Source organism: Dawidia soli (genome assembly GCF_018598185.1).
Taxonomy (GTDB): Bacteria; Bacteroidota; Bacteroidia; order Cytophagales; family Cyclobacteriaceae; genus Ohtaekwangia; species Ohtaekwangia soli.
This window is the reverse complement of the sequence record NZ_JAHESC010000025.1, coordinates 43,374-69,386: the sequence shown is the minus strand read 5'-3', so window position 1 is coordinate 69,386 and position 26,013 is coordinate 43,374. Positions and strand designations below refer to the sequence as shown.

General features: G+C 56.2%; 21 protein-coding genes. 6 read left to right on the top strand and 15 right to left on the bottom strand.

Translation table 11 applies throughout. The features are described from left to right. Positions 1–6: 6 nt before the first annotated feature. The 8 genes from KK078_RS17480 to menD form a co-directional block, all read right to left on the bottom strand. A complete protein-coding gene (locus KK078_RS17480; protein ID WP_254091593.1) occupies positions 7–960 on the bottom strand; it encodes a glycosyltransferase family 2 protein in 954 nt (317 codons plus the stop codon). Between the two features lie 4 nt (positions 961–964). Beyond that, on the bottom strand, positions 965–2,149 hold the full coding sequence (locus KK078_RS17475; protein ID WP_254091592.1) for a glycosyltransferase: 1,185 nt from the start codon (positions 2,147–2,149) through the stop codon (positions 965–967). 22 nt (positions 2,150–2,171) lie between these two features. After that, positions 2,172–3,278, bottom strand: a complete 1,107-nt coding sequence (locus KK078_RS17470; protein ID WP_254091591.1) for a sugar transferase — start codon at positions 3,276–3,278, stop codon at positions 2,172–2,174. Positions 3,279–3,284: 6 nt separating this feature from the next. Continuing rightward, positions 3,285–3,671, bottom strand: a complete 387-nt coding sequence (locus KK078_RS17465; RefSeq protein ID WP_254091590.1) for a response regulator — start codon at positions 3,669–3,671, stop codon at positions 3,285–3,287. 252 nt (positions 3,672–3,923) lie between these two features. After that, positions 3,924–5,078 (bottom strand): AMP-binding protein, encoded by a 1,155-nt coding sequence (locus tag KK078_RS17460; protein ID WP_254091589.1) that lies wholly within the window; start codon positions 5,076–5,078, stop codon positions 3,924–3,926. After that, positions 5,026–5,400 (bottom strand): tellurite resistance TerB family protein, encoded by a 375-nt coding sequence (locus tag KK078_RS17455; protein ID WP_254091588.1) that lies wholly within the window; start codon positions 5,398–5,400, stop codon positions 5,026–5,028. The genes KK078_RS17460 and KK078_RS17455 overlap by 53 nt, the downstream gene beginning before the upstream one ends. Before the next feature lie 46 nt (positions 5,401–5,446). Next, positions 5,447–6,271, bottom strand: a complete 825-nt coding sequence (gene menB, locus KK078_RS17450) for a 1,4-dihydroxy-2-naphthoyl-CoA synthase (protein WP_254091587.1) — start codon at positions 6,269–6,271, stop codon at positions 5,447–5,449. Further along, entirely contained in the window at positions 6,261–7,991 is a 1,731-nt protein-coding gene (menD, locus tag KK078_RS17445) for a 2-succinyl-5-enolpyruvyl-6-hydroxy-3-cyclohexene-1-carboxylic-acid synthase (protein WP_254091586.1), read from the bottom strand. Before menD ends, menB begins: the two co-directional genes overlap by 11 nt. A gap of 113 nt (positions 7,992–8,104) precedes the next feature. Between menD and KK078_RS17440 the strand changes: the two genes are divergently transcribed. Further along, on the top strand, positions 8,105–10,756 hold the full coding sequence (locus KK078_RS17440; protein WP_254091585.1) for a cation-translocating P-type ATPase: 2,652 nt from the start codon (positions 8,105–8,107) through the stop codon (positions 10,754–10,756). Between the two features lies 1 nt (position 10,757). On the opposite strand, the gene KK078_RS17435 is transcribed toward KK078_RS17440, so the two are convergent. The 3 genes from KK078_RS17435 to KK078_RS17425 all read right to left on the bottom strand — a co-directional run bounded on the left by KK078_RS17435 (position 10,758) and on the right by KK078_RS17425 (position 15,456). Then, positions 10,758–13,640: a CARDB domain-containing protein gene (locus KK078_RS17435; RefSeq protein ID WP_254091584.1), complete on the bottom strand. Its 2,883-nt coding sequence runs from the start codon at positions 13,638–13,640 to the stop codon at positions 10,758–10,760. Positions 13,641–13,790: 150 nt separating this feature from the next. Continuing rightward, the gene (locus KK078_RS17430; protein WP_254091583.1) at positions 13,791–15,005 is read right to left on the bottom strand and encodes a chorismate-binding protein; all 1,215 of its coding nucleotides are present in this window, start codon (positions 15,003–15,005) and stop codon (positions 13,791–13,793) included. Positions 15,006–15,027: 22 nt separating this feature from the next. Beyond that, complete coding sequence (locus KK078_RS17425; RefSeq protein ID WP_254091582.1) at positions 15,028–15,456, bottom strand: hotdog fold thioesterase; 429 nt, start codon at positions 15,454–15,456, stop codon at positions 15,028–15,030. 115 nt (positions 15,457–15,571) lie between these two features. Between KK078_RS17425 and KK078_RS17420 the strand changes: the two genes are divergently transcribed. Then, positions 15,572–16,195 (top strand): histidine phosphatase family protein, encoded by a 624-nt coding sequence (locus KK078_RS17420; protein WP_254091581.1) that lies wholly within the window; start codon positions 15,572–15,574, stop codon positions 16,193–16,195. Here KK078_RS17420 and KK078_RS17415 read toward each other — a convergent pair. Genes KK078_RS17415 through KK078_RS17405 form a run of 3 tightly spaced genes read right to left on the bottom strand, consistent with a single transcriptional unit; the run spans position 16,174 to position 19,549 of the window. Next, a complete protein-coding gene (locus tag KK078_RS17415) occupies positions 16,174–17,652 on the bottom strand; it encodes a tetratricopeptide repeat protein (RefSeq protein ID WP_254091580.1) in 1,479 nt (492 codons plus the stop codon). The genes KK078_RS17420 and KK078_RS17415 overlap by 22 nt on opposite strands. Next, positions 17,645–18,448, bottom strand: a complete 804-nt coding sequence (locus tag KK078_RS17410; protein WP_254091579.1) for a zinc ribbon domain-containing protein — start codon at positions 18,446–18,448, stop codon at positions 17,645–17,647. Before KK078_RS17410 ends, KK078_RS17415 begins: the two co-directional genes overlap by 8 nt. Then, entirely contained in the window at positions 18,449–19,549 is a 1,101-nt protein-coding gene (locus KK078_RS17405; protein WP_254091578.1) for a Nif3-like dinuclear metal center hexameric protein, read from the bottom strand. A 26-nt stretch (positions 19,550–19,575) separates the two neighbouring features. Here KK078_RS17405 and lpxK point away from each other — a divergent pair, with 26 nt between their 5' ends. The 3 genes from lpxK to miaE are packed head-to-tail and all read left to right on the top strand — an operon-like array spanning position 19,576 to position 23,214. Next, positions 19,576–20,616, top strand: coding sequence for a tetraacyldisaccharide 4'-kinase (lpxK, locus tag KK078_RS17400; protein WP_254091577.1), 1,041 nt, complete (start codon positions 19,576–19,578; stop codon positions 20,614–20,616). Then, positions 20,606–22,564, top strand: coding sequence for a putative porin (locus KK078_RS17395; protein ID WP_254091576.1), 1,959 nt, complete (start codon positions 20,606–20,608; stop codon positions 22,562–22,564). Before lpxK ends, KK078_RS17395 begins: the two co-directional genes overlap by 11 nt. A 47-nt stretch (positions 22,565–22,611) precedes the next feature. After that, complete coding sequence (miaE, locus tag KK078_RS17390) at positions 22,612–23,214, top strand: tRNA-(ms[2]io[6]A)-hydroxylase (RefSeq protein ID WP_262898712.1); 603 nt, start codon at positions 22,612–22,614, stop codon at positions 23,212–23,214. Here the strand turns inward: miaE and KK078_RS17385 are convergent, their stop codons facing one another. Further along, entirely contained in the window at positions 23,215–24,477 is a 1,263-nt protein-coding gene (locus KK078_RS17385) for an asparagine synthetase B (RefSeq protein ID WP_254091575.1), read from the bottom strand. It abuts the gene before it with no gap. A gap of 169 nt (positions 24,478–24,646) precedes the next feature. On the opposite strand from KK078_RS17385, the gene KK078_RS17380 reads away from it, so the two are divergent. Beyond that, a complete protein-coding gene (locus tag KK078_RS17380) occupies positions 24,647–25,891 on the top strand; it encodes an ABC transporter permease (RefSeq protein WP_254091574.1) in 1,245 nt (414 codons plus the stop codon). Positions 25,892–26,013: the final 122 nt, after the last annotated feature.

Here is a 26,013-nt window from a genome sequence, read left to right as displayed (position 1 = left end):
GAGGTTTTAGAGTACTTGTTTGGGAGCTTCTACCGTGGCCAGTGATTTATTCAAGGGCTCGTGTTTGTACAGGTTCAGGTTCTTGACGTTCCAGAACACGCCGCGGTAGAACGAACGCAGGTGCTCGAACTTCCCGGAGAAGAGGAACGACAGCGTGTTCTTCGGAATGGTGAACGTAACCAGGAATGCGAGGAAGCACATCAGCTGGAAGCTGTTGGAGTTCCGGCGCATGAACAGGATGCGGTTCTTGTTGTTATAGTACGTTTTGATCGCACTGGCCTTGCCCATGGTAATGGACTCTTTGTGTAAGATATAGACCTCCGACTGATAATAGATCTTATACCCGTGCCTGACGGTCTGCGACGACCAGTCGAGCTCTTCGTAATAGATGAAGAAGTGATCGGGAAATACACCGACGCGGTCGGCCACTTCGCGCTTCACGAGCATGGCTGCGCCGTTGGCGTAGTCGGTATAGCCGGACACGTTGTGCTGACCTTTGTCCTCTTCTTTTTCGCCTACCTGGCGGTTCTTACCGGTAAAAGGGTTGATCTTGGTATAGCCGGCGTATTGAATGATGTCGGGATGGGAGAAGTACCGGATCTTCGGGCTCACCATGCCGATGGAAGGATCTTTCTCAAATGGCTCGATGAGTTTTTCCAGCAGGTTGGTGCTGGCCACTTCGGTGTCGTTGTTGAGGATGAAAAAGTAATCGCCTTTGGCGATCTTCAACCCGATGTTGTTGCCACCGGTGAAGCCGAGGTTCTGGTCGGTCCTGATCATGCGTACATGCGGGAATTTTTCCTTTACAATTTTGGAAGGATCTTCTTTCGAGGCGTTGTCTACGAGAATGATCTCGTAGTTGGTGTACGTCAGTCGTTTCAGGGACTCGAGACATTCGAGCGTAACGGGCAGCTGGTTCCAGTTGATCAGAATGATCGAGACAAGGGGTTGTTGTTTCATCGCTTTACTTTTTTGATTCTACTGTTGTAGTGGAATGCGGTGTGTGTATAAATTTCTTATTGGCATTCTTCAACCGGAACAGGTTGAGGAACATGAGTGCAAAGGCTTTAGGCAGGCTGGCGACGGCGGCAAAGAGCTTCCTGTCGAAGTACTTCGCGGGCACGGCAATGACCAGTGCTGCTACATAGAGAATGGCGTAGGCCCAGGTCCAGGCATAGCCCAGCACCAGGTAGTGGCGCAGCAGGGTGAAAAGTATGACCAGGATGGGCAGACAGCCCAGGGTCAGGATGCGCGGCAACAACAGGTTGCTCAGCACCGAGGCTTCGAAGAAGACGAAGTCGCCTTTGAGCAGCTGGCGCACGCCTTTCCCGAAGTTACGCTGCAGGTATACAAACTGGCTGGACAACCAGCGGCGGCGTTGGTTGGAGAAGGCTTCCGCCTGACGGGTCTTTTCGTCGTATACTTCGGCGCTTTCCAGGTAATAGATGCGTTGCTTTTGTGCCAGCAGGCGGAGGTGCAGCTCGCGGTCAAAGCCACCGACGGAGTCCATCGCGTTGATGTTGTCGCGGAAGGGCTGGAAGGGAAACGCCATGGCCGACCCGATCAGCGATGACGACAGGCCGACGGCGTTATAGCCTTTGCGGAAGATCTGGTTGTTGATGGCCTCGCTGATGGAATCGAGGTAGGCCATGGGGGTGTCGCTGTTCTTGGCAACGCGGCGGCCCTGCAGGTTGCGGAAGCCGTTGTTGAAGGCATGGTTGACCTTGGCCAGGAAGCCTTCCTTCATGACATTGTCGGCATCGAGCACGACGGCGATGTCATAGCCTTCCATTCTGGCCAGGGCATATTGAAGGGCACGTACTTTCGTACTTTTTTCAAACGACACTTCGAATACGGTGGCGCCGGTTTGCCGCAGGGCCTGCACGGTAGCGGGTTGCAGCGAGTCGGCGATCACGAAGACCGTGAACGCCTCCGGCGGATAGTTATGCCGTACCGCCAGCTCGGCGGTGCTGATGATGACGCCGTCTTCTTTATAGGAAGGTATCAACACAGCGATGCGGCTGTGTTTGTTTACCGGACCCTTGTAGAAGCCGTCTTCACGGTATATAAAACTAATGGCTGAGAAGAAAAAGTTATGGAATACGACAAAGCCAAAGTAAACCAGGAGAATAATTTCCAGTACTAACATCGAGGTACAAAATTCTGCATCGCTATGCCTGCACTTTTTGGAGCAGGGCAGGGATGGTGCTGAAAAGAATTTTTAAGTCATACAGGAAAGAGTTCTTCATGGCGTACTCCATGTCGAGCTGAATGCGCTCTTCTTCAGACATGTTGTCTTTGCCACGTTTGGTCACCTGCCAGAGACCGGTGATGCCGGCGGGTGCCAGGAAGCGCCAGGCGATCTGATCTTTGGTCAGTTTTTCGGCCTCGTACAAGGGCAGGGGACGGTTGCCCACGAGTGACATATCGCCTTTGAGCACGTTGAAGAGCTGCGGCAGCTCGTCCAGGCTGGTGTCGCGCAGGAACTGGCCGAGGCGTGTTACGCGCGGGTCGTTCTTGATCTTGAAGAATACGCTTTTGTCGGCGCTCTCGGTATACTGGTTCATGTGCGTGAGCTTGGCCAGCTCGGCGTCGGCGCCGGTGCGCATCGATCTGAATTTATAGAAGTCGAAGATCTTGTAGCCTGACCCGGCGCGCTTGGCGATATAGAAGATCGGGCCTTTCGAATCCAGTTTGATCAGGATGGCGGTGATGATCATGATCGGCAACAATGCCAGGATCATGCCGCCCGAGACCACGATGTCGAACGTGCGCTTCAGCGCCCACAGTTTGATCTTGGGCACGTCGGCGACCTGCGGTGCCGCGTAGGGCTTGTTGCCGCGTTTATTTTTATAGGTCTTGAGCTTGTGGATGAAGTCGAGACGCTTGAGGGATGCCGCGGTGATGTTGCCGTAAAAGTAGTCGTCCAGGCCGCGCTTGAGGGCGATCTCTTTGCAGTCGGCGTCGAACTTCGCCGAATACAGGATGACGGGCAGGGCGTATTCCTTGGCGAACTCTTTTACCAGCGCAATGTCTTGCTGGCCCTGGTCGGGACTGATGAAGACGGCGTCAAATTTTTCGCCGGAGGCCAGGTGTTGTTGCACGGCTTTGGCGGTTGTGTTGGTAAATAGTATCTCGTCTTTTCCATACTCATAGTCGGGCGTGACAGAGATAAAGCCGACCCGCAAAATGTGACGGGTGAAAGCCTGCACTTTCATGGTGGTTGACACGGAAGGGTTCAGGGGCTCCTGAACGTTGAGTTGTAAAGCTACATCCATACTTTTTTACGAAAACAGTTTCTCCTTACTTGCTGATAACGCACGTTTCACTTCAGTCACCAGGGACTGTGGCTCGAAGGGCTTCACTAAATACGTGAATGCTCCCAGATCCAGGCATTGCTTGCGCTTGTTGACATCTTCGTATCCGGAGAGGATGATAACAGGAATGTTTTTAAACAACCCGCTAGTACTCAGATTTTCCAACAGCTCCAAGCCATCCAGAGAAGGCATTTTGAGATCGGAGATGATGAGATCGGGAATATGTCCGTCGGTGAGCCAAGACCAGGCCTCCATACCGTCGTTCATAATAACGACCTCATAATTGTTTTTCAGTATCCTCTCTAAAAGCCAGCATAGAGGAACGTCGTCCTCAATAACCAATACCTTCTTCATGGTATTACATGTTTAAATACCTTAAGATGCTGCTTTAAAGATCGGGAGTAGATTAAAGAAGGGATCTTTAAAGCCAACTTACTAAATAGACAAACCAAAGCTAAATAAAAAAAATGACACGGATGTAACCTTTCATTTTAAAATTATTTAAAAGTTTAAACGCGAAGCCCGCTTTTTAGATGCACAAAGGGGAAAAACGCGGTTTTTTCAAAAATGCTACCCTACATACAGCAGATTGGATGTATGTAACCTTTAGTAAGGTTTTGTAACAATTTCAATCGTTTTTTGTCTGTGTATCTTACCGGTATCGGTATACCGGAAGGCTGGAACGGAGAGGTGGTCTTTAGGCACTTCGTACGCCGGCAGCGATTGACGAAGTTTTGCCTGGATAACGTTCCACTGCTGAGGTGTAAATTCTATGCCATCGACAATAAGTGTAAGCTTGTGCCCCAAGTTGGGGTCTGGCAATCCGCAGACTATAAATGAACGTGTAAGGTTCAACCCATTCAGTACTGCGCCGATGGCTTCTTCGACCTTCTCAGGTATAATTTTCACGCCGCCACTGTTGATGACGTTGTCCCAACGGCCGAGCCACTGGAAGGAGCCGGGAGCTGTCATGTCCACCAGGTCATTGGTGACAACGGGTTGCGGCACGTGGGGCGCATGGATGACCAGGCAGCCGCGATCGTCGGTGGTCAGGGTAACGCCCGGCAAGGCCCGGAATATCGGCGCGGCCGCGGGGCCATTGAGGTATTGAAGTGCGATGTGCGAGATGGTTTCGGTCATGCCATAGGTGGCGTAGAACCGGCCGGGGAGTGTTGCCAACGTAGGGAGCACGCGCGGATCAAGGGCGGCGCCGCCGATCAACGTATGGCGAATGGCGCCAAGCCGTGCTTTCTCCGGCGACTCGAGCAGGGCATATACCTGGTAGGGCACCAGGGCCGTAAAGTCCACGGAGATCGTGTCGGGCACGGCGGCCAGCGGATTGGAGGACGGTGTCACCGCGACGATATGCATGCCGGTGGTGAGGCATCGCACCAGCATCATTTTGCCGGCGATGTAGCGGGTGTCGAGACAGACGAGCGCGGTGTAGCCGGCTGTCAGGCCCAGCGCGGCGGCAGTCATGGCGGCGCTGGTGAGCATTTGCTGCCGGGATACGGTCATCGGTTTGGGCGTGCCGGTGGATCCGCTGGTGTGGAGTGTAAATGTCGTCTCGCCGTTCAGCCAGGCGCGGACAAAGTCCAGCGTACTTTCTTCAAACGGTGTGGTCGCCAGGGATGCGGGGTCGCCTGTGCGCACGGCGGCGACCGGTACGTCGCGGCCATTTAGCCACAGGGAGGGATAGGGGTATTCGTCAGCCTTCGTAGTGGATATCTTTTTTGAATCGTTCGATGATCTGGAGCTCATTTTCATGTACGCCACTGCACGCTTCGGCCACCCGGGTCATGACGCGGATAGCCTTTTCCTTCAGCTCTTGCGAGAGGGGATGGTCTTTGTATTTGCGGAAGTCGTGGATGGCTTCGTTGTAGGCTTTCTCGGCCGTGGGCTGTAGGACTTCGTCCAATAATTCGAACCGGCTTTGCGCGGCCCATGAATCGTATTCCAGCTCGTCCTGGATGATCTTGTGAAAAGCTCTGCGCTCTTCCGAGCTCAGACCTTTGTCGGCTTTGGCGATGACGTAGGCCATCTCGGCAATGCTACGCAAGATCTCAAGCTTCTCGAGTTTCATGGGATAAGTTGTTCACCCTTAAAGATGAACAACTTACCCAACACTGTCAAGGGAATTGCGGGTACTTTGACCAGTCCGGATCACGTTTTTCGAGGAACGCATTCTTGCCTTCTTTGGCCTCTTCGCTGAGGTAATACAGCAACGTGGCGTTTCCGGCGAGCTCCTGGATGCCGGCCTGACCGTCGAGCTCGGCATTGAACGAGCTTTTAAGCATGCGGATGGCCAGAGGGCTCTTGGCGATGACCTTGCGGGCCCAGGCCACGTAGGTCTCTTCGAGCATTTCGAGCGGCACGACCTTGTTGACCAGGCCCATGTCGAGGGCTTCCTGGGCATCGTACTGGTCGCAGAGGTACCAGATCTCGCGGGCTTTTTTCTGGCCGACGATACGCGCCAGGTAGGAGGCGCCAAAGCCACCATCAAAGCTTCCGACCTTGGGGCCGGTCTGACCGAACCGCGCGTTTTCGGCGGCGATGGTCAGGTCGCACACCACGTGCAGTACGTGGCCGCCCCCGATGGCCCACCCGGCAACGGCCGCGATGACCGGCTTAGGAATGGAGCGGATCATCTTTTGCAGGTCGAGCACGTTTAGCCGGGGCGTTGCGTCGGGGCCTACATAGCCGCCATGGCCGCGCACGCTTTGATCTCCCCCGCTGCAGAAGGCCTTGCCGCCTTCGCCGGTCAGGACGACCACGCGCACGTCGGCGTCTTCGCGGCAGATGTGCATGGCGTCGATCATTTCCTGTACGGTAAGGGGGGTGAAGGCGTTGTGTACCTGCGGGCGGTTGATGCTGATGCGGGCAATGCCTTCGAACTTGTGGAAGAGAATATCCTTATATTCCTTGACGGGCTTCCAGTCGTATTTAAAGCTCATAGCTCTTTTTTAGTTGATGTTTCAGATGTTCGTATAGATTCTTATTGACCGAGGTGTCGGTTTCCAGTTCCAGGATCTTGGTTTGCCCGTCGAACTCCAGGAAGTCTTTCAGCAGGTTGCGCAGCTTGCGTTTGCTGTCGAGGGCGAGGTAGCTGATGCCATACTCTTCGCACAGCTTGCGGGCATTGAGCTTCTGCCGGGTGACAAAGTACTCGGCGGTTTCGGGCAGGTCGCCGGGGCCGTCGATCATTTTGAAGATCACACCGCCGTGGTTGTTGAGCAGGACCACGCGCAGGTTGGGCAGCGGGTAATTATGCCAGAATGCATTGCGGTCGTAGAAGAACGCCATGTCGCCTGTGATCAGCACGTTGGGCCGGTCGATGGAAAGCGCGTGGCCCACGGCGGTGCTGGTGCAACCATCGATGCCGCTCGTGCCGCGGTTGGCATATACCTGAATGCCTTTTTGTTTTGCCGTCAGGCCGATGAAGTTGGCATACCGCACGCTCATGCTATTGGCCAGGTGCAGGTTGCTGCCCTCGGGCAAGGTTTGCAATACTTCGCGCACCAGCTCCAGCTCGCCAAACTCGGGCTGCGGAAAGAAGTCTTCCAGCGTGCGCAGGGCGCGACGCTCTTCTACTTCCCAAAACTTGTTATAGTTGTTTTGTTTCTGTGTCTCGAAGGTTTCGCCTTGCGGCAGGGCGCTGAGGTATAAAAAGAAGTCGACAGGGTTGGTGTTAAATACCCGCGTGATGCTCTGGAAGGAATCGGCGGCCGTGCCCGACGGCTGCAGGTGCCAGTGTGCCTTGGGGGCGTGCTTGCGCAGGTATAGCTTCAGCTGTTTGGACAATACCGACTTACCCAGGGTGATGAGCAGGTCGGGCTGCAGCGTCTTTCGTACATCTTCGGTGGCATGACCCAGAAAGGTATCGGCGTGCCGCACCAGCTTTTCCAGCCCGTGCAGGTTGGAGGTGATGTCGCCCACGATGGGCACGTTGTGCTGCAGGAAGAAATTCCGCAGGGTGTCGGTCAACAGGCGGTCGTGCTCTTGCTGGCCGGCGACGATGAGGATGTTATGATATTGCTTCCACTCGCCTGCGATCGCTTTCTTCTGCTCTTCGGTGAGCGCGAACGTGGAGGAGAATTCGTCCATGACGCGTACCTCGGGGCTGAACCCGATGATTTCGCCGGCGGCGGGATACAGCGGCTCGCGGAAGGGCGCATTGATGTGCACAGGCCCCTTGGGCTCCTGGAAGGAGAGGTTGATGGCCTCGTTTACAATGCGGTTGATGGCCCAGACGCTGTCGGGGTGGCTGTAATCGGCCGGGAGCTGGAACGATTGCTTGACGTGGCGGCCGAAGATACCCGGCTGGTAGATGGTCTGGCCGTCTTGCTGCCCGATCCATTCGGCTGGTCGGTCGGCGGTGAAGATCACTAAGGGAGTTTCGCTGAACCAGGCTTCGGCCACAGCCGGGGAAAAGTTATAAGCCGCTGATCCTGAAGTACAAACAAGGATCGCGGGGGCCTTTTTCTGTTGGGCGATGCCCAGGGCGACAAAGCCCGCGCTGCGTTCGTCGCCAAAGGTGCGGGTGGCGATACCGGGATGGCGGGCAAAGGCCAGGGTGAGGGGGGCGCAACGGGAGCCTGGGCAGAGCACAGCCTGGGTGACCCCTTTGCGTGCGCACAGCTCGGCAATGTCGTAGATCGGTTGGAAGCGGGTCATGCGTAATTCGTGTGCGAATATGGGGAGGGGGAGGGGAATTTTCAAATGCCTGGCAGAACGCCGGCGTAATTTACGGACAGTAGTGGCCTGGTTATTTATAACTTGTGTGGGTTATGGAATTACAGCGCGAGTATTTTGCACGATCTGCCGAGGAGGTGCTCCAGGCCCTGAAGAGCGATGCGTCACAAGGACTTTCGACCGACGAAGTCCGTCGCCGGCTGGAGCAGTACGGCAAAAACACCCTGGAAGAGAAAAAAAAGACGAGCATCTGGAGCATGCTGATCAGCCAGTTTGCCAACCCCATCGTGTGGATCCTGATCGCTGCCGCCGCGATAGCCTTTGCGTTCAGCCACCTGCTGGAGGGCATTGCCGTCATGATCGTGGTGGTGATCAATACGCTGATCGGATTTTTTATGGAACGCCAGGCGGTGCGATCCATGGAAAAGCTCAGCAGCATGGCGCGTACGAAGGCCCAGGTGCAGCGTCAGGGAAGGAAGATCGAGATCGATTCCTCCGAGCTGGTGCCGGGCGACATTCTCTTTGTCGAGGCCGGCGACGTCGTGACGGCCGACGCGCGCATCATTGCTGAAAACAGCCTGGCCGTGAAGGAGGCCGCGCTCACGGGCGAGTCGGTGGACGTCGAAAAAAATACGGAGCCGCTGGGTGCCGACACGCGCACGGCGGACCGCCTGAACTCGATCTTCAAAGGCACCGTCGTGGGGCGCGGCAACGGCAAGGCCGTAGTGGTGGCCACCGGCGATGCTACCGAGCTCGGTAAGATCGCCCGGATGACCGAAGAGGCCGACAAGGAGGCCACGCCGCTGAATAAAAAGCTGCGGTCGCTCAGCCAGCGGCTTATCTGGCTTACGCTCATCCTGTCGGTACTGATCTTTGGCGCCGGCGTGCTGCGCGGCGAGGACTGGCTGGTGATGATCGAGACCGCCATTGCGCTGGCCATCGCGTCGATCCCGGAGGGGCTACCGGTCATTTCGACCATGGCGCTGGCCCGTGGCATGCTGCGGCTGGCGGAGAAGCAGGTGGTCGTGAAGACGCTCGAGGCCGTCCAGACCCTGGGAGAAACAGAAGTGATCCTGACCGATAAGACCGGCACATTGACGGAGAACGAGATGCATGTGCAGGTGGTGGCGCTGGGCGATCGTACCGAGACGGTAAAGGGAGAGCAGCAGAACCGTGACGGTCTGAAAGATGATCCTGCATATAAGCTGTTCCTGTATGCGGCCGTGCTGTGCAACAACAGCGCGCTGCCGGCGGAAGGGAACGACGAGAAGGCCGTAGGCGACCCCGTGGAGGTCGCGTTGCTGCGCATGGCCACGGAGCTTGGCGAGAATGTGGACAAGCTGCGCGGGGAGCAACCGCGTGTGGCAGAGCTGCCCTTTGATGCCGATATCAAAATGATGGCGTCTACGCATACATTCGATAACGAACATTATACGTATGTGAAGGGTGCGCCGGAAGCGGTGCTGGAAAAATGCGAGGCTGAATTACGACAGGGGAACGAGGCCCGATTGAACGACAAGGAGGGATGGAAAAAGAAAGCCGACGACCTGGCCGGGCAAGGGTTGCGTATGCTGGGGTTTGCATACCGCCGCACGGACCGGGTACCCGCCGATGACGAGGTGCCCGAGGGGCTGGTGTTTCTCGGTCTGGCGGGCTTTATCGATCCGCCGCGCGCGGACGTAAAAGATGCGCTGGCAGCGTGTCATACCGCGGGCATCAAGGTGGCGATGGTAACGGGCGACCACCCGGGTACGGCCAACGCCATTGCCCGGCAGGTGGGCCTGGCGGAGGGTGACAACGTGGTGACGGTAGAGGGAAAAGATATACCGGAGGGCGACCTGTCCGCGGACCTGCAGCAGAAGATCGTAGACGCAGTGGTCTTCTCGCGTGTAGACCCTGCGCAAAAGCTGCGGCTGGTATCGTTATACCAGGATCGCCAGGTCGTGGTCGGCATGACCGGCGACGGTGTGAACGACGCTCCCGCGTTGAAGAAGGCCGATATCGGCATTGCGATGGGGATACGCGGCACGGAAGCAGCAAAGGAAGCGGCCGACCTGATCCTGCGCGACGATGCCTTTCCGTCGATCGTCACGGCCGTACAGTATGGCCGGGTGATCTTTGAAAACATCCGTACGTTCATCATCTATCTCTTGTCGTGTAACATGAGCGAGATCATGATCGTGGCGACGGCGTCTTTTGCCAACCTGCCGTTGCCGTTACAGCCCTTGCAGATCCTTTTCCTCAATATGATCACGGATGTTTTTCCGGCGCTGGCCATCGGTATGAGCGAAGGGGAAGAGGGGGTTATGAAACGGCGGCCGCGCAAGTCGTCCGACCCGCTGGTGTCGAAGTCCAACTGGGTGTCGGTTGTCACCTATGCGTTAAGCCTGACGGCAGGCGTGATCGGCGCGGAGCTGTATGCTGTGTTCTACATGGGACACGAAGAGGGCGTGGTCAACAATATCACGTTTTATACCCTGATCCTGGCGCAGCTGTGGAATGTGTTCAATATGCCCACCCGCGAGGTGTCGTTCTTTCAGAACCCGGTGACGCGCAACCGGTATGTATGGTATGCGCTGGCATTCTGCGTGGCGGTCACGGTGGTGACCTACCTGGTGCCGCCGCTGCGCTCGGTGTTGGCGCTGGTGTCGATACACCCGCAAGGGCTGGTGGTTGTGGCGGTGGCCAGTATTATGCCGGTTGTGATCGTGCAGGTGCTGAAGCGGCTGTTGAAAGTTGTTGAGTGATTTACTTCTTAATGACCTTTATGATCTTTGTGTGGTTTTTGTCTTGCAGGGTGAGGAGGTAGACGCCGGTGGGGAGGTGACGGAGATCGAGGACTGCATCGGCTATGCCGATGGTCTGTGGCCGGCCGGTGAGGTCGGTGACCGTTACTTGCCGTACGGGTACGGCACTGTCTACTGTCAGCAGTCCGGCGGTGGGGTTGGGGTAGATGCGCACGCCGGCCAGCGGGTTGTTGTCGATGCCGGTCACGACGCTGACGCGCAGGGTGCGCGTGACAGCGGTGGCAGCCAGGAAGTGTACGTCGCCCGCCTGATGCGCGGTGATGTCGGTCTCGCCTTCGCCGCGCAGGCTGACCACGTTGCCGGTGACGACGGCCACCGTTGCGTTAGAGGACGTGTACGTTACCGGTAATGACGAGCTTGCCGTAGCGGTTAGTGTAAAGTCGGCATCATCCGGCCGCCTGGGAGCCAGGTCTTCAAACGTAATCGTTTGAGGGGCTTTGTTCACCGTCAGCGATTGGCTTACGGGCGTCGCCGGCTCGTAGGCCGCGTCGCCTTCCTGGTGCGCAGTGATGGTCGTAGTACCGACGCCGCGGATGACGATCTGGTTGCCGATAACTTCGGCAATATCGGTGTCGGCGCTTTCGTAGGTCACCGTCAGCCCCGAGCTGGCCGTTGCTTGCGGATCGAACGGTGCATCGGTATAAACCTTGTCGCTGAGCGCAGGGAAAGTAATGGTCTGCGCCACTTTTAGGAAGCTGATGGTGACTTCGATGTTGTCGGTTTCGATCACGATGTTCGCTTCGGCATGCATGGTGCTCACATCTACCGGATAGGCCTGGTCGACGATGTCGTGGGTCAGTGCCACCGCGGGTACCAGGCTGTATGCTTTGGCGGCCAGGTTCGTAAAACTATAGTTGCCGCCGGCATCGCTATACAAGATCTCTACGAGCGTGGCGCCGTCGTACAGCAACAGGGGCGTGTTCGGGACGGCGTTGCCACCCGGAAGTGTCACCGTACCGGAAATATACCGGCTGCCGGCGGGCGGAGCCGTCTTGCGGGGGGGTGTCAGGTTGACGACGGTATTGGCGACGGGTGTGAAGAACGCCTCGTCATGCAGATAGGTATAATTTCCCGAAAGGGTAGGCGCAAAGGCTCCGAAAGTGCCGGCGTTGGGGAAGAAATAGAGCGCGCGCGGATCGGTATCGGTTACGGTCAGGCTAAAGGCGTTGCTGCTCGTGGAGACCGTTTGCTCGCGGGTTATCGTGCCGTCCATGGCTTTGCGGTACAGGTATAGGGTGCCATTCGTGATGTTCGTGCCGTCGCTGCCGGTGATCGTGCCACTGATGATATAGGGCGCCGGCGAGATCTCCAGCGCGGCCGTTTGGGTATTGGTGCTATAACAGCTCTCGTCCGGATCGCATTGTACAACCAGGGTGTAGTCGCCCGCGGCCAGGGCCGCAGGTAAGGTGATACTCCAATTTTTTGTGACGTCGTCGCCCGTCATGGCAAAGAGGAACGATTCGTTCGGACGTGCGGCGGTGTAAACGACGTTGTCGTCCACATCGCGGATCTGGATCTCAAAGGATTGCGTAAACGAATTGATCGGGCCGGTATTGGTAATGTCCACCGAGAAGTCGAATGTCACGTCTGTATTGTCGTACGGCGCCGAGGTGAAGGTAATGCTGTTGATCTGGAAAGCGGGCTGTACGGGAGTTACCGTAATGGTATTGGTACTGACCAGGGTATTGTTGGTATAGTCTGTTTCCGGGATGGCGTTTGTGGCATTGATCTTCCAGATCACATAATGGGTGCCGACCAGGGTGTTGATGTTCGGCACAAATTGTTTGACCTGCGCGGAGAGGATGGTCATGGAAGCGATGTAGGCCGGCGTTATTTGATAAGGCTTTACATCGGCGGTCAGATCATAGTCGGATGCGTCCAGTGTCTGGTCGGTGGAAATATAGACATGCACGTCGTAGCCGCCGGCGCCGGTCGAGCCCAGGTTGCCCAGGTCGTATTCTACGGTGATCTCGGCCGTGCCACCGTTGTCGATGAGCGTGGCGGCGGGTTGCGCGCCGAGCGTGACGTCCAGGTCGATGTCACTGACGGCGATGGCAATGGCGGCGGCAGTTGTGTTGTTGGTTTCGTCGAGCTCATCGATGTTGCCCACCCCGTGGTCATCGTCGGCTTTGCCGATGAGAAAGTAGTTGCCCTGCGGTACGGCCGGGATATTGATGACGACCGTTTTGTTGAATACATCCGGGCCCGCAAGGGGAATTTCATGCATTGTCAGAAATCTGTCGGCGGCGTCGAGCGTGTTGTCCGTGCTCAGGTAAAAGCTGGTGCGGGTCGATTGGCCCAGGTCGGTGGTGCCGTTGTTGCGCAGCTCGTAGTCCACCGAAAGCTGGTCGGCGACGGGCACGGTGGTTGCGGCCGGCACGAGACTGGTCATGACGAAGTCGACATTTTGCTGGTTTACGGTATAGCCGCTGAAGACGGCCGCGTTGTTGGTTTCGTTGGTTTCGGTAATGGTATTGTTCGGATCGATCTGCAGGATGAGGTAGTAGTTGCCGGCGGCAACGCTGCCGGTATAGCAGCTCACGGTTACGGACCGTGTACCGTTGGCGCCGATGGAGGAGATGCTGTTGCTGGTGCCGATGGTAGGATCGTCGGGGCTGAGCACGGCGTCAAACGACAATTTCACCTGCAGCACTGTGGCCGCGCCGGTGGGCGTAGCGGTGTTGTTTTTTACGGTAGTCGAGACGTTGAACACCTGGTACCGGTCGACCGTGGTGGGCGCGGTGACGCCTTCGGTGATGAGGTCTTGTGCGTAGGTGGAAACCTGTAGCAACAGCAAAAAAATAACGCAGAGGGAGCGTTTCATAGGCATGTTTCAGTTGGTCCAAATCAAAAATAGGCAAATACCACGTTTGGCAGCCTTTGGTGTATGAAAACAGCCTACAATGTAAGAAATTGGAGTTGTAGATTAATCGATCATGATCAAAATATTCATGATCAAGCTATTATGGGGCATTCAGACCGGCTGGTCAAACAGCGGTTTGCGCAGCGTTTGGAATTTGATCTCAGTCTCCGCCAGCTCGTTCTCGGGGGTTGAATCGACGGTAACACCCGCGCCGGCATACAGGGTAGCCTTGCCGTCGTGCAGCTTGAGGCAGCGCAGGTTTACGAAGATGTGTATGTCGTTGCCGACGTTCACCGGGCCCAGACAGCCTGCGTAAAACTCGCGGTCATAGCCTTCATGTCGCTGCAGAAAAGCCGACGCCGGCTCCAGCGGCATGCCACAGACCGCGGACGTGGGGTGCAGCAGTTGCAGCATGACCGACCCGAGCTGCGGAAAGTTGATCTCCTTCATGTCGACGGTAAAGTCGGAGCGTAGGTGTAACAGGTTACCGGCAACCACGGTCTTGGGGCCGTACTCGTCGTATTCGCGCACGCGGATCTTTTTAAAGCAGCTGATGACGTATCGCTCTACGAGGGCCTGCTCTTCGATCTCCTTTTGCGTCCACGCCACCGTCTTGAGGTCTGTGCCGGGCACAAACCGCTGCGTACCCGCCAGGGCTACCGTTTTAAACAGCGTCCTGTCGTGCACGTGTACCAGCGTTTCGGGTGTCGCCCCCAGCCAGCTGCCGGTTTCGGGGGTGCTGACAAACGACACCAGCGCATGGGGATAGGCGTTGCTGAGCGTATGGAACGCCTGCACCACGTCAAAGCTTTCGGGCAGGTCGACGATCTTACGGCGCGACGGCACCACCTTTTCGAACGAGCCCCGCTCGATCTCCGCCACAGCCTTACGCACGAGCTCGGCATACGATGTTTCGTTTTCCTGGCCGGTAGGCGGTACGGTATAGCAGGCCGGTCTGTGCGGTGTATAGGGCGTGTGTTTCAGCTGTTCCTGCAGCCACGTGTGCGACTGGGTTTCGGCCGGAGTCGCGGCCGGCTGCAGGTTGCCACCGGCAAACGTGAACTTAAAATCGGCTGGCAGGAAAATGCGGTCGCGGCTCTTTTGGAACGGCGCAAACAGGAAGCCCGTGGGCAGCTCTTCGAGGGTAGCATCAGGCGAAAGCCGCTGCAGCTTGCGCGACAGGATGAGGTGACAGACGGAGTCGTTGGGGAGACGCCATACCGCCACGGCGTATTGATTTTCTATGGCATGCCGCAAAAGATAGGCGATATATTCAATTCCGGTGCGTGATGGGGTGTGTGAAGTGACGGAAGAGATCGTATTCATGCGGTCGTGCGTAGGCGCTAAGTTAATCTTTTTTGTCCAGGACGGCCATGGTAATGCGGCTGATGCACACCAGGTCGCCGGCTTCGTTGGTGATCCGTATCTCCCAGACATGGGTTTTACCCCCGATGTGTAAGGGTCGGGTTACTCCCTTTACGAATCCCGAGCGTACCCCGCGGATGTGGTTGGCGTTGATGTCGAGCCCGACACAGTACTGACGGCTGATATCAATGCAGCTCATCGCGGCCACGCTGCCCATGGTCTCGGCCAGGGCCACGGAAGCCCCCCCGTGTAACAATCCCATGGGCTGATGGGTTCGTTTATCGACCGGCATTGTTGCTTCGAGGTAATCTTCGCCTACGGCCGTAAATTGAATGCCGAGTACTTCCGCCATCGTGTTCGGGCCATATCTGTTGAGGAACTCGACGGTGATATCATTTCTGAAAATTCCCATAATCTGTCTGTAAACGCATTTGCGCGGGCCAAGTTAATAAACAAAAGGTTATTCGCGCGGGCTCTCACACTCACTCTGTTTTTTGCTATACTTGCGGCCGAAAACCCGCAAAAAGTTGAGTACAAAGACCATTTACCTGATCCGCCACGGGCAGACCAACTACAACCTGCAGAACATCGTACAGGGCAGCGGCGTAGACACGGACCTGAACGACCGCGGTCGGGCCCAGGCCCAGGCGTTTTTCCGGGCGTATCAGCATGTACCGTTCGACAAAGTGTATGTGTCGGGCTTGCGGCGCACGCATCAGTCGGTGCAGCCGTTCCTGGATAAGGGTATTCCGTACGAGGCGTTGCCGGGGTTGAACGAGATCAGCTGGGGCAATAAAGAGGGGCAAAAGGTAACGCCCGATGAGGACGAGTATTATCACTATATGCTCAAGCAGTGGCAGCTCGGCGACACGTCCCTGAAGATCGAAGGTGGTGAAAGCCCCAACGACGTGGTGGCCCGCATGGCACCCGCCCTGGAGCATATCATGCGCCAGACCGACGAGAAGACGATCCTGATCTGTATGCACGGACGTGCTATCCGCATTTTGATGTGCCACTTACTGCGCTATCCGCTGAAAAGCATGGATATGTTCGAGCACGAGAACCTGTGCTTGTATCTGTTGCACCACACCGGGTCGATGTTTACCGTGGCCCGGTACAACGACCGCGATCACCTGCGCGCATTGAGCTGAGCCAGCGCCGACTTCGCCTTACTATCGATGCTGTTTTTATACTCGTGCCGTTTGTAGGTCAGGGCGCGTGTAAAGTACTCTTTAGCCTTTTCCAGATCACCCGCCGCCCACTCGATGTAGCCGAGCTGTAAGCTGGCGTTGGGGGCGAAGTACCAGGGCGCGTCGCCGGCCAGGTCGATGGTGTATTGATAGAATTCGCGGGCCGCCGTCAGGTTGTTGGTTTTGTGTGTGATGCGGGCCTGGCGATAGGCGTACTCCACCTGGTCGCGTTGGGTAACGAGCTCGTCGGTGGCGATGGTGGCGAGCGCTTCCTGCGCGCGGGTGTAATAGCCGCCGTCGGTAAAATACCGTACGCGCGTGAGCTTGACGTGCGGCAGCTCGGTTTCCGCCAGGCTGCGGGCGGCATAGCGGTCGGCTTCGGCTACTTCCTTACCGGCCGTGCGCGCCTGGGCGAAGGTGGCCTGGGCGTCGCTGGTGTTGCCGTTCAGCCAGTAGCATAACCCGATCTTATACCAGGCATCTTTGATGTAGTTCTGCCCCTTGTAGTTGTTGATGAACCAACGGTAGGACGAGACCGCATTGAGGTATTCGGCCTTTTGCAGGTATACTTCGCCCTTTAAATACTCTGCATAGGACAGGGGCACGCCGAGCTTGGGCTCGTTGATCTTGAGAAGCATGGCCAGTGCGTCTTCGCTTTGCGCGTTCTTCAGGGCGAGCGAGGCGCCGAGAAAAAGCACCAGCCGGTTGCCGGGATTCTTCTCGAGGAGGACGCGCGCTTCCTGCATTGCGGGGCCGGTCTGCTGCAGCACAAAGCCCTGGGTCAGCGCGTAGAGCACATCGGCTTCAAAAGCCAGCACATGGTTGCTGTGGCGAAACGATTCGAGCGTGGCCATGCCTTTGCCGACGGAGCCTTCCATGTTGAGCAGGCCCAGCACCCAATTATACTTTTCGGGCACCGACCCGATGATGACGTCTAGCAGTCCCTCGGTTTTGTGGATGGCGGTAAATTTAGGATAGCGCTTTTTGATCTCCTGGGTAGCCTGGTACGCCTGGCGCAGGTTCAGGGCGCCGTCAAACTCGTGGCCGAACTTGAGGTATACAAAGGCCCATTGCAACCCGATCTCAGCCTGCAGGAACAGCTCGTCTACCGACGAGGTCTTGGTCTTGCGGGCCAGACGTTTTTCAAAGCGGCTTTCGTACTCGGCGTACTTTTCAGGGTCTTCGGTCACCAGCAGCTCCAGGGCCTCGGCCAGGGCGGTGACGTAATGCTCTGACACCGTCTTGGGGCTGGGGATCAGCGCGTGGGCTTCGGTAGTCTGCAGGTTGAGGGCGAGCGCATAGGCGCGGCGTTCGTGTTCCGACAGGGTAAAGTCCTGGGCAACGACCCCGGCGGGCAATAAAAAAAGGCAAGCCAGCAGGCCTGCCTTCCCAAGGATCTTGTAAACCGGGTTATTCAACTTTCTTTCTGCGGTTAGGCACCACAACCGGTGTTTTTGCGCTTTTAGGTTTATCTCCTTCATCGAGTGAGTCCATGTCGACATCTGCTAAGATACGACCGGAGTGCTCATCGATCACAATTTTCTTCTTCTCACGAATTTCGGCGATCTTCTGGGGCGGGATCACGATGTTACAGCCTTCGGCCGCACCACGCACGACCCGTACCACCGCCAGGCCGTTGGTCAGGCTGGTGCGGAGACGTTCGTAGTACTTCAGGAGCTTATCTTCAATCTTTTTAGAGGCCTTTTCACGTTCGGCCAGCAGGCGCTTCTCTTCTTCCTGGCTTTCGGCAAGGATGTCGTTCAGCTCTTTTTTCTTGTTGTCCAGGTGCTCACCACGTTCGGCGATCAGGCTGTTGGTCTTTTCTACCTCGTCCTTTTTGTCGGTGATGTTCTCTTTTCCTTCCTTGATCTTTTTCTCGCAGATCTGAATCTCAAGCTCCTGAAGCTCGATTTCTTTGGTGATGGCGTCGAATTCGCGGTTATTTCTAACGTTTTTCTGCTGTTCGGTGTATTTCTTGATGAGCTTTTCGGCTTCTTTGATGCCTTCTTTGTACTTCTTGTTGCCTTCTTCGATATCCTTCAGCTCGGTTTCGTAACGGGTCAGGCGGGTTTTGTAGCCCTCGATCTCGTCCTCCAGGTCCTGAACTTCATCGGGCAGGTCGCCGCGGAGCTTTTTAAGTTCATCTAGTTTACTGTCAATGGATTGGAGTTTTACAAGCGCTTCGAGCTTTTGTGCGACTGATTGATTTTCCATTTATAGGTAGCTTATTGGATTCGTGACAGTTTTTGAAAAAATGTTCGCAAAAGTATGAAATTTTTTCATTAAAACCTCTTGTAAGAGTTCTTTCGTGAAGACTTCACTTTCATAATGCCCGATGTCGGCGACAATGATCCGCCCGTCGGCATCGAAAAATTCGTGGTATTTGAAGTCTGCGGTAACCAGAACGTCGGCTCCGGCCCGGATGGCATCGGGCAGCAGAAAACTGCCGGCCCCGCCGCAAACAGCGACTTTCTGAATGTTTTTGGGGAGGATTGCCGTATGCCGGAGCATTTTCAGGTTCATGCTATTCTTTAAACCCTGCAGAAACACCAATGGTTCAACAGGCGTTGCAAGTTCTCCGATCATGCCGGCGCCAACCTCCTGGTTTTCGTTCAGCAACGGCGTAATGTAGTAGGCTACTTCTTCGTACGGATGTGATTTTCGCAGGGCTGTCAGCAGGTCGCCGCGCCGGTGGGCCGGAAAGATCACCTCGGCGCGTGTCTCGGGCACATATTCCTGGCGGCCAGCCTGGCCTATGTGCGGCGTGGCGGCTTCGGTGGGCTGGAACGTGCCGGTACCGGCTACGCGGAAGCTGCAATTTTTATACTCGCCGATCTGGCCGGCACCGGCTTCGTGCAGGGCGATCAGCACCTTTTCGGTGTCGGCCTCGGGAATAAACGTCACCAGCTTCTGCAGGGTGTCGGGGCGGGGGGCCAGGATGCGGAGATTGGTCAGGCCGATCTTGCCGGCGATCTTGCGGTTTACCCCCGTGTGCACGTTGTCGAGGTTGGTATGGATCGCGTACAGGGCAATGTCGTGGCGGATGGCCAGCATGACGGTGCGTTCTACGTAGTTGGCCCCGGTAAATTTCTTCAGACCTTTAAAAACAATGGGATGATGCGCCACCACCAGGTTGCAGCCGCTTTCAATGGCCTCGTGTACCACGGCCTCGGTGCAGTCGAGGGTGATGAGGATGCCCGTTACCTCCGCTTGCGGATCGCCCACCAACAGGCCGCTGTTGTCGTATGACTCCTGGTAGGGGCGCGGTGCAATGGATTCAAGGTAATTGGTAACATCTTTTATCTTTACGGCCATATACCTGCGAATATATACAAAAAGGCATGATCCTGCTCCGCATCCTGTTATTACCCTTTGCCCTTTTATACCGAGCCATTACCGGCTTGCGGAACTATGCGTACGACCGGGGCCTGCGCCCGGTGGCGTCCTTTGACGTGCCGGTGATCACCGTCGGCAACCTGACGGTAGGCGGTACGGGCAAGACGCCCATGATCGAGCACCTCATCCGGTTATTGCAGACCGATCACCGGGTGGCTACCCTCAGCCGCGGTTATGGCCGGGAGACCAAGGGGTTTCGGCTGGCGGCCCCGGGCGACACGGCCCGCACCCTGGGCGATGAGCCGGCGCAGTTCTATCGCAAGTTTGGTACACTGGCGACGGTGGCGGTAGGCGAAGACCGCGCGTTTGCCATTCCGAATATCCTGCAGGAGCGGGAAGACACCGCGGTGGTGCTGCTGGACGATGCGTACCAGCACCGACGGGTAAAACCGGCGTTCACCATTTTGCTGTCGGATTACAACCGTCCCTTTTACACCGACATGCTGTTACCCGCGGGCCGGCTGCGCGAGTCGCGTGGTGGCGCGGCCCGGGCGGATGTGATCGTCATTACCAAGTGCCCGCCGGAGATCCAGGAAGAGGAGTGTATCGAGATTGAAAAACGCGTGCGCCGGTATGCCGAAAAGCCTGTTTTTTTTACGACGGTGCGCTACGGCGCCCCCACACCCTTTGGCGAGCACCAGCAACCGACGCCGGCGGTGGAGGTGATCCTGCTGACGGGCATTGCCCAGGCCGGGCCGCTCCGGAAATACGTGGCCTCGACGTACACCGTCGTGGCGCACCTCGAGCTTGGCGACCACCAGGCCTACACTACGGCCGACCTGGACAACCTGCGCAAGCTTACCCAACAATACCCGCAGGCCAGCATCCTGACGACCGAGAAGGACATGGTCAAGCTGGTAGACCAGCAACTGGCGGGTGCCCGGGCGGGCCTGCCGTTCTTTTTTTTGCCGATCGAGGTGGAGTTTGTCAAAAATGGTGAGGATTTTGATGCGATGATTCAAAATGTTGTCGCTCGTGACCACTAAAAAACTATTTTTGCGCGTGCAATTCTGGCGGTTTACACTCTTTTTAGGTTTTCTTTTCGTGGCCCTGGCGGCGTCCGGACAAGACGAGGAACGTCCGCGGCGTGGTTCGCGGATCATTGACGACACCACCCGGCAGGTGTACGGGCCGAAGACTTCCCGCTATTACTATGAAGAGGACGTTCGCCTCAACAAACAGACGTATCATTTTATCGACACCGCGATCCGCGGATTTTATCGGTACACCTATCTTCAGCGGAACGACAACCTGTACCAGGATCTGGGCAACATCGGCACGTCCATGCACCCGATCTATTATCAGACTCCCGCCAATATCGGTGTGAGTTCGGGCTTTACGCAATTCGATCTGATCTGGGACACGGAGAAAGTGCGGTATTTCGACACCAAGTCGCCTTATTCGAATATGTGGGTAATGCTGGGCGGCGGCGGCCGGTCGATGACAAAGGCATCGTACAGCCGTAACATCAATCCACGCTGGAACATCGGCTTCGACTATCGCGGTCTGTTCATCGACAAGCAGATCCAGCGACAGGGGAAGGGCGACCGCCAGGTGCGGGGTGTGTATTACGATCTTTATACCGCCTATCAGTCGAAGGACAGTACCTACCGGCTCTTTGCCAACTTCCAACGCAATCGCCACCAGATGGACGAAAACGGCGGTATTGTACATGCCGACAACACCGAGTATGGGGACTACTTCCAGACCAACGTGCGGACCTATCTGACCAACGCGGCCAGCACCGAGGTGCGGATCAATCTGCACGTGTTCCATCAGTACGAGATCGGCAAGGCCCTGCAGGTCTATCATGTCTTTGACCGCTTTCGTCAGGGCAATGTATTTTCGGATGTGCCCGATTCTTTTACACGGCAGTACTACGATTACGAGCTAAGTGAGAGCGACACGGTAGACGACCGCTCGAAGTTCAAGACGGTTCGAAATGAGCTGGGTCTGAAGGGCAACCTGGCAAAGCTTTTTTACAACGGCTACTATGCGATCCGCGATTATTCCCAGACGTACAACTTCGACAATAGCTATAACCGGTCGGGGGCGGAGCACTACCTGGGCGGGCGTATGGCGCTGCGGTTAGACTCGATCGGCGAGCTTTCGGGCTGGGTGGAGGTATTGCAGACGGGTAACTATCGCATCGAGGGCCAGCTCAAAAGCCGGTGGTTTGAGGCGTCGGTGAAACAGATGCAATATGAGCCCAGCAATATTCTGCAGGGCTACCGCGGCACGCACGACGAGTGGAGCAACAGGTCGTTTTCGGATGTGAACGTAACGGAGTTTTCGGGATTCGTGCATTACAACAGCCGGGTGTTTTCATTCTCGCCGGGCCTGACCTTTACCCGGCTGGGCAACTATGCCTATTTTCGAAAGACGCCCGACCCCACGGCCGTGGAGCAGCTTGTGACCCCGTACCAAAGCTCAACAGGGCAAGCCTGGGTGGCACCGGAGGTACGATTGCAACTTACGATGCTGCGCCATGTGTACCTGCGTGGCCGCGCGATCTATACCAGTATTTTGAAAGATGATACAGAGGACGCCAACTACGGCGCGATACAGGTTCCGGAGCTCTTTGTCAACGGCGAGCTGTCGTATGAGAACATATTCTTTAACGGCAACCTCGACATGCAGGCGGGGGTGAATGTACACTGGCATTCGGCCTACCGCGCGATGGGATATGACGTGGCGACACAACAATTTTATGTGCAGAACTCGCTGAAGATAGGTGATAACAACAGCGGCATAGTACCCTCGTTTCCCCTGGTGGAGGTTTTCTTTGCCACGCGCATCAAGCGGGGACGGATCTTCCTGAAGTATCACAACCTCATACAGACGATCACCAAACAGGGGTATATGCCCACACCCTATTATCGCGGGCAGGGAAGTATCCTCGATTTTGGTTTTGACTGGTCCTTTTACGATTAGCGTTTACGTATAACATTTACCTTGTCGGTCATTCAACTTTAGTACCCTTGGAAGCAAAAGACAAGTTTACCCTGGGCCTCGAGCTACCCACGGATCCCCGTTGGGTGAACATTGCGGAGATGAACATCCGGGCCATTCTGGTGGATCACGCCTACTGCGAACAAAAGGCTGCGTCGTCGTGTATCTCGTTGATCATTGCCTATCCCGAGAAGGATAAACTGGTGGAGGTGCTCACGCCGGTGGTAGCCGAAGAATGGAGCCACTTCGAGCGGGTTATGCAAGAGCTGCGGAAGCGAGGTTACGGTCTCGACCGTCCGCGGAAGGACCTCTATGTAGAGAAGCTCAGCCAGGTATTACGCCGCGGCGGCAATCGCGAGCAACAGCTGCTGGAAAAACTGTTGATGAATGCCTTGATCGAAGCCCGCAGCTGTGAGCGCTTTAAACTGTTGTGGAAGAATATATCGGATCCCGCGCTGTCAGAATTCTATTACGAGCTGATGGTGTCGGAGGCCGGTCACTACCGGAACTTCCTGGCGCTGGCCAAGGAATATATACCCGAGGAAGAGGTGATGGAACGCTGGCGCGCGCTGCTACAGGAAGAAGCGGCCATCATGCTGCAGATGGAAGTTCGCGACGACCGCATGCATTGATCACGTCTTTTGCTTTTTCTTTTTTGCCGCCGGGAAGAGAATGTTGTTGAGGATCAGCCGGTAGCCCGGTGAATTGGGATGCTGGTTCAGATCGGTCGGTTCTTCGCCGACCTGGTGCTGATAATCTTCGGGGTCGTGGCCTCCGTAAAACGTCCAGAATCCTTTGCCCAATACGCCGTGGATGTACTTGGCTTCTTTGATCTCTTTGTTTTCGGCCATCACGACAACGTCGGGTTTGATCAGGTCGCGCTTGAAGCCTGTCGTTTGTCCGAAGAAGCCCTGGATCACCTGGGTATGGTTCTGCGTGAGCATGGTGGGAATGGGGTCCCACTTGGCGGAGAACTCAAATAATGCAAAGTAGTCGTTGTCCTGCCGGAGGCCGCGCTCGGCAGGCTGGTTGTCGATGTCGGAGAACTCGTATTGATAGGGATCCCGCACGAGCTTGAAATCGGTAAAGGCCAGCGTGTTTTCAAAGTTCAGTTTGCTTTGTGCCTGCGGGTCGGCAGGGTCGCCGTCGTACATGCGTTCGCAGATGTCGACGCCGTCGGCCGAGAGCGCGATGTCATAGGTATCGGTGGCCGAGCACATGGCAAACAAAAAACCGCCGCCGGTGACAAACTCTTTGATGCGCTTGACCACGGCGAGCTTGAGCTGCGATACCTTGTGAAAGCCGTGTTTGCGGGCGAGATCCTCGGCTTCCTTTTGCTGCTCGATATACCAGGGGTAGTTGTTGAACTGCGCATAGAACTTGCCGTATTGACCGGTAAAGTCTTCGTGGTGCAGGTGGATCCAGTCGTATTTCGGCAGTGCGCCGTTCATGACTTCGTCGTCGAAGATCACATCGTAGGGAATCTCGGCATAGGTGAGCACGAGGGTGACGGCATCGTCCCACGGTTGCTTGGACTTGGGCGAATACACCGCGATACGCGGGTATTTTTCGAGCTTCATGATGTCGTAGTTGAGTGCGGGACTGGCAATCTCGGTAATGAGCTGGTTGGCTTGCGCATCGGAAATGATCTCGTAGGAGACGCCCCGTACGACCAGCTCGTTCTGGATGGCCGGATGATACTGGCACATAAAGCTTCCGCCGCGGTAGTTCAACAGCCAGTCCACTTCGCGTTCGCTTTTCAGGATCCAATAGGCAATGCCATAAGCCTTCAGGTGATTAGCCTGTTTCCCATCCATGGGAATAAAGATCGAGTTCGCCGCTGCCACGGTGATGGTCAGCACGATGAGGGCCAGCAGGGTCGCACATTTCTTCATACACGAAGCCATTATCATGATCTAAAGTTACCAATACCGAGAGACTTTCGTGCTACCTTTGGTGGCATTTTGATGCCGGGCCGGGTGAGCGGATGAATTTTGTGGCGGAAGGGTGTAACATTTTGGCCCCGGCGTCAACATATCAATACCAGCAAACGTTGAAACAGGCATGAATCTCATCGAAAATATACGGGAAGGATTACGGTCGGTACGGGCGAACCTTTTGCGCTCCACGATCACGGCGATGATCGTGATGCTCGGCATCACCGCCCTGGTGGGGGTACTGACCGCCGTCGATGGCATCGAGCATTCCATTATGCAGAGCCTGTCGTCGCTCGGCGCCAATACGTTCGATATTTCCTCGAAGACAAACCGCGGTGGCAGCAGCGACGGCCGGGCTGAAAAAGCATACCCGGAGATCCGCATGACGGAAGCCTTTAAATTCATGGATGAGTTCCGGTCGTCCTCGGCGATCAGCCTGTCGGCGTGGGCGACGCGTATTGCCGAAGTCAAGCGCTTGTCAAAAAAGACGAACCCGAACGTTACCGTCATGGGCACGAATGACGAGTATTACGCGGTCAAGAACCTGGAATTTGAACAGGGGCGTGCTTTTTCATCCCTGGAAGTTCGCACCGGCGCGCCCGTCGCCATTCTGGGCTATAAGATCTATAAAGCGTTGTACGATGCCGGCACGGGCGAACAAGTTACGGGCACGTATGTGACGTTCAAGGGCACACAGTTTCGTGTGATCGGCTTGCTGAAGGAGAAAGGTGGCTTTAGTGACCCGTCTTCGAATTTCGATAACATGGTATTTATTTCCATTGTCAAAGCAAACCAACTGGCCGGCGACCGGGTCCTGAACTACAACCTGACGGTGGCCGTGCGTGACAAAAGCCAGATGGAATACGCCATGGGCGAGGCTACGGGCATGATGCGCCAGATCCGTGGCGACCGGGTAGGAGAGGAGAACTCCTTTGAGCTGGAGCGCAGTGAAGCGCTGGACGAGCTCGGCGATCTGACGGCGATCGCGCAGGTATTCGGCTTCATTGTAGGGGCCGTCACGCTGTTGGGCGCTTCCATCGCCCTGATGAACATCATGCTGGTATCGGTCACCGAACGCACGCGTGAGATCGGTGTGCGGAAAGCATTGGGTGCGACGCCGTTGCGCATCAAACAACAGTTCGTGATCGAAGCCATCGTGGTCTGTATGCTGGGCGGTATAGCCGGCGTGATCCTGGGGATCGTTCTCGGAAACCTGGCGTCGAAGCTGTTAGGCAACGATGCGTTCATTATCCCCTGGCTGTGGGTGTTCGTCGGGTTTGTGGTGTGTGTGCTGGTGGGGCTCGGCTCGGGATACTATCCCGCCCGGAAGGCCTCCAAGCTTGATCCCATCGAGTCGCTGCGGTTTGAATAAGGACCATTCGGCGCTCCCTGGCGCGATTTTTTAGCATGGAGACGATGCGCCCGCACCTGCAAAAACAAGCGCCACGGTATGCACACTTTACCTCAAAAGCTAAGAAATCTGTCCATTTCGCG

What these genes read in the sequence shown, in the direction of transcription:
- KK078_RS17480 (WP_254091593.1), bottom strand. Translation starts at nt 960, where the DNA reads ATGAAACAACAACCCCTTGTCTCGATCATTCTGATCAACTGGAACCAG.
- KK078_RS17475 (WP_254091592.1), bottom strand. Translation starts at nt 2,149, where the DNA reads ATGTTAGTACTGGAAATTATTCTCCTGGTTTACTTTGGCTTTGTCGTA.
- KK078_RS17470 (WP_254091591.1), bottom strand. Translation starts at nt 3,278, where the DNA reads ATGGATGTAGCTTTACAACTCAACGTTCAGGAGCCCCTGAACCCTTCC.
- KK078_RS17465 (WP_254091590.1), bottom strand. Translation starts at nt 3,671, where the DNA reads ATGAAGAAGGTATTGGTTATTGAGGACGACGTTCCTCTATGCTGGCTT.
- KK078_RS17460 (WP_254091589.1), bottom strand. Translation starts at nt 5,078, where the DNA reads ATGAGCTCCAGATCATCGAACGATTCAAAAAAGATATCCACTACGAAG.
- KK078_RS17455 (WP_254091588.1), bottom strand. Translation starts at nt 5,400, where the DNA reads ATGAAACTCGAGAAGCTTGAGATCTTGCGTAGCATTGCCGAGATGGCC.
- menB (WP_254091587.1), bottom strand. Translation starts at nt 6,271, where the DNA reads ATGAGCTTTAAATACGACTGGAAGCCCGTCAAGGAATATAAGGATATT.
- menD (WP_254091586.1), bottom strand. Translation starts at nt 7,991, where the DNA reads ATGACCCGCTTCCAACCGATCTACGACATTGCCGAGCTGTGCGCACGC.
- KK078_RS17440 (WP_254091585.1), top strand. Translation starts at nt 8,105, where the DNA reads ATGGAATTACAGCGCGAGTATTTTGCACGATCTGCCGAGGAGGTGCTC.
- KK078_RS17435 (WP_254091584.1), bottom strand. Translation starts at nt 13,640, where the DNA reads ATGAAACGCTCCCTCTGCGTTATTTTTTTGCTGTTGCTACAGGTTTCC.
- KK078_RS17430 (WP_254091583.1), bottom strand. Translation starts at nt 15,005, where the DNA reads ATGAATACGATCTCTTCCGTCACTTCACACACCCCATCACGCACCGGA.
- KK078_RS17425 (WP_254091582.1), bottom strand. Translation starts at nt 15,456, where the DNA reads ATGGGAATTTTCAGAAATGATATCACCGTCGAGTTCCTCAACAGATAT.
- KK078_RS17410 (WP_254091579.1), bottom strand. Translation starts at nt 18,448, where the DNA reads ATGGAAAATCAATCAGTCGCACAAAAGCTCGAAGCGCTTGTAAAACTC.
- KK078_RS17405 (WP_254091578.1), bottom strand. Translation starts at nt 19,549, where the DNA reads ATGGCCGTAAAGATAAAAGATGTTACCAATTACCTTGAATCCATTGCA.
- lpxK (WP_254091577.1), top strand. Translation starts at nt 19,576, where the DNA reads ATGATCCTGCTCCGCATCCTGTTATTACCCTTTGCCCTTTTATACCGA.
- KK078_RS17385 (WP_254091575.1), bottom strand. Translation starts at nt 24,477, where the DNA reads ATGAAGAAATGTGCGACCCTGCTGGCCCTCATCGTGCTGACCATCACC.
- KK078_RS17380 (WP_254091574.1), top strand. Translation starts at nt 24,647, where the DNA reads ATGAATCTCATCGAAAATATACGGGAAGGATTACGGTCGGTACGGGCG.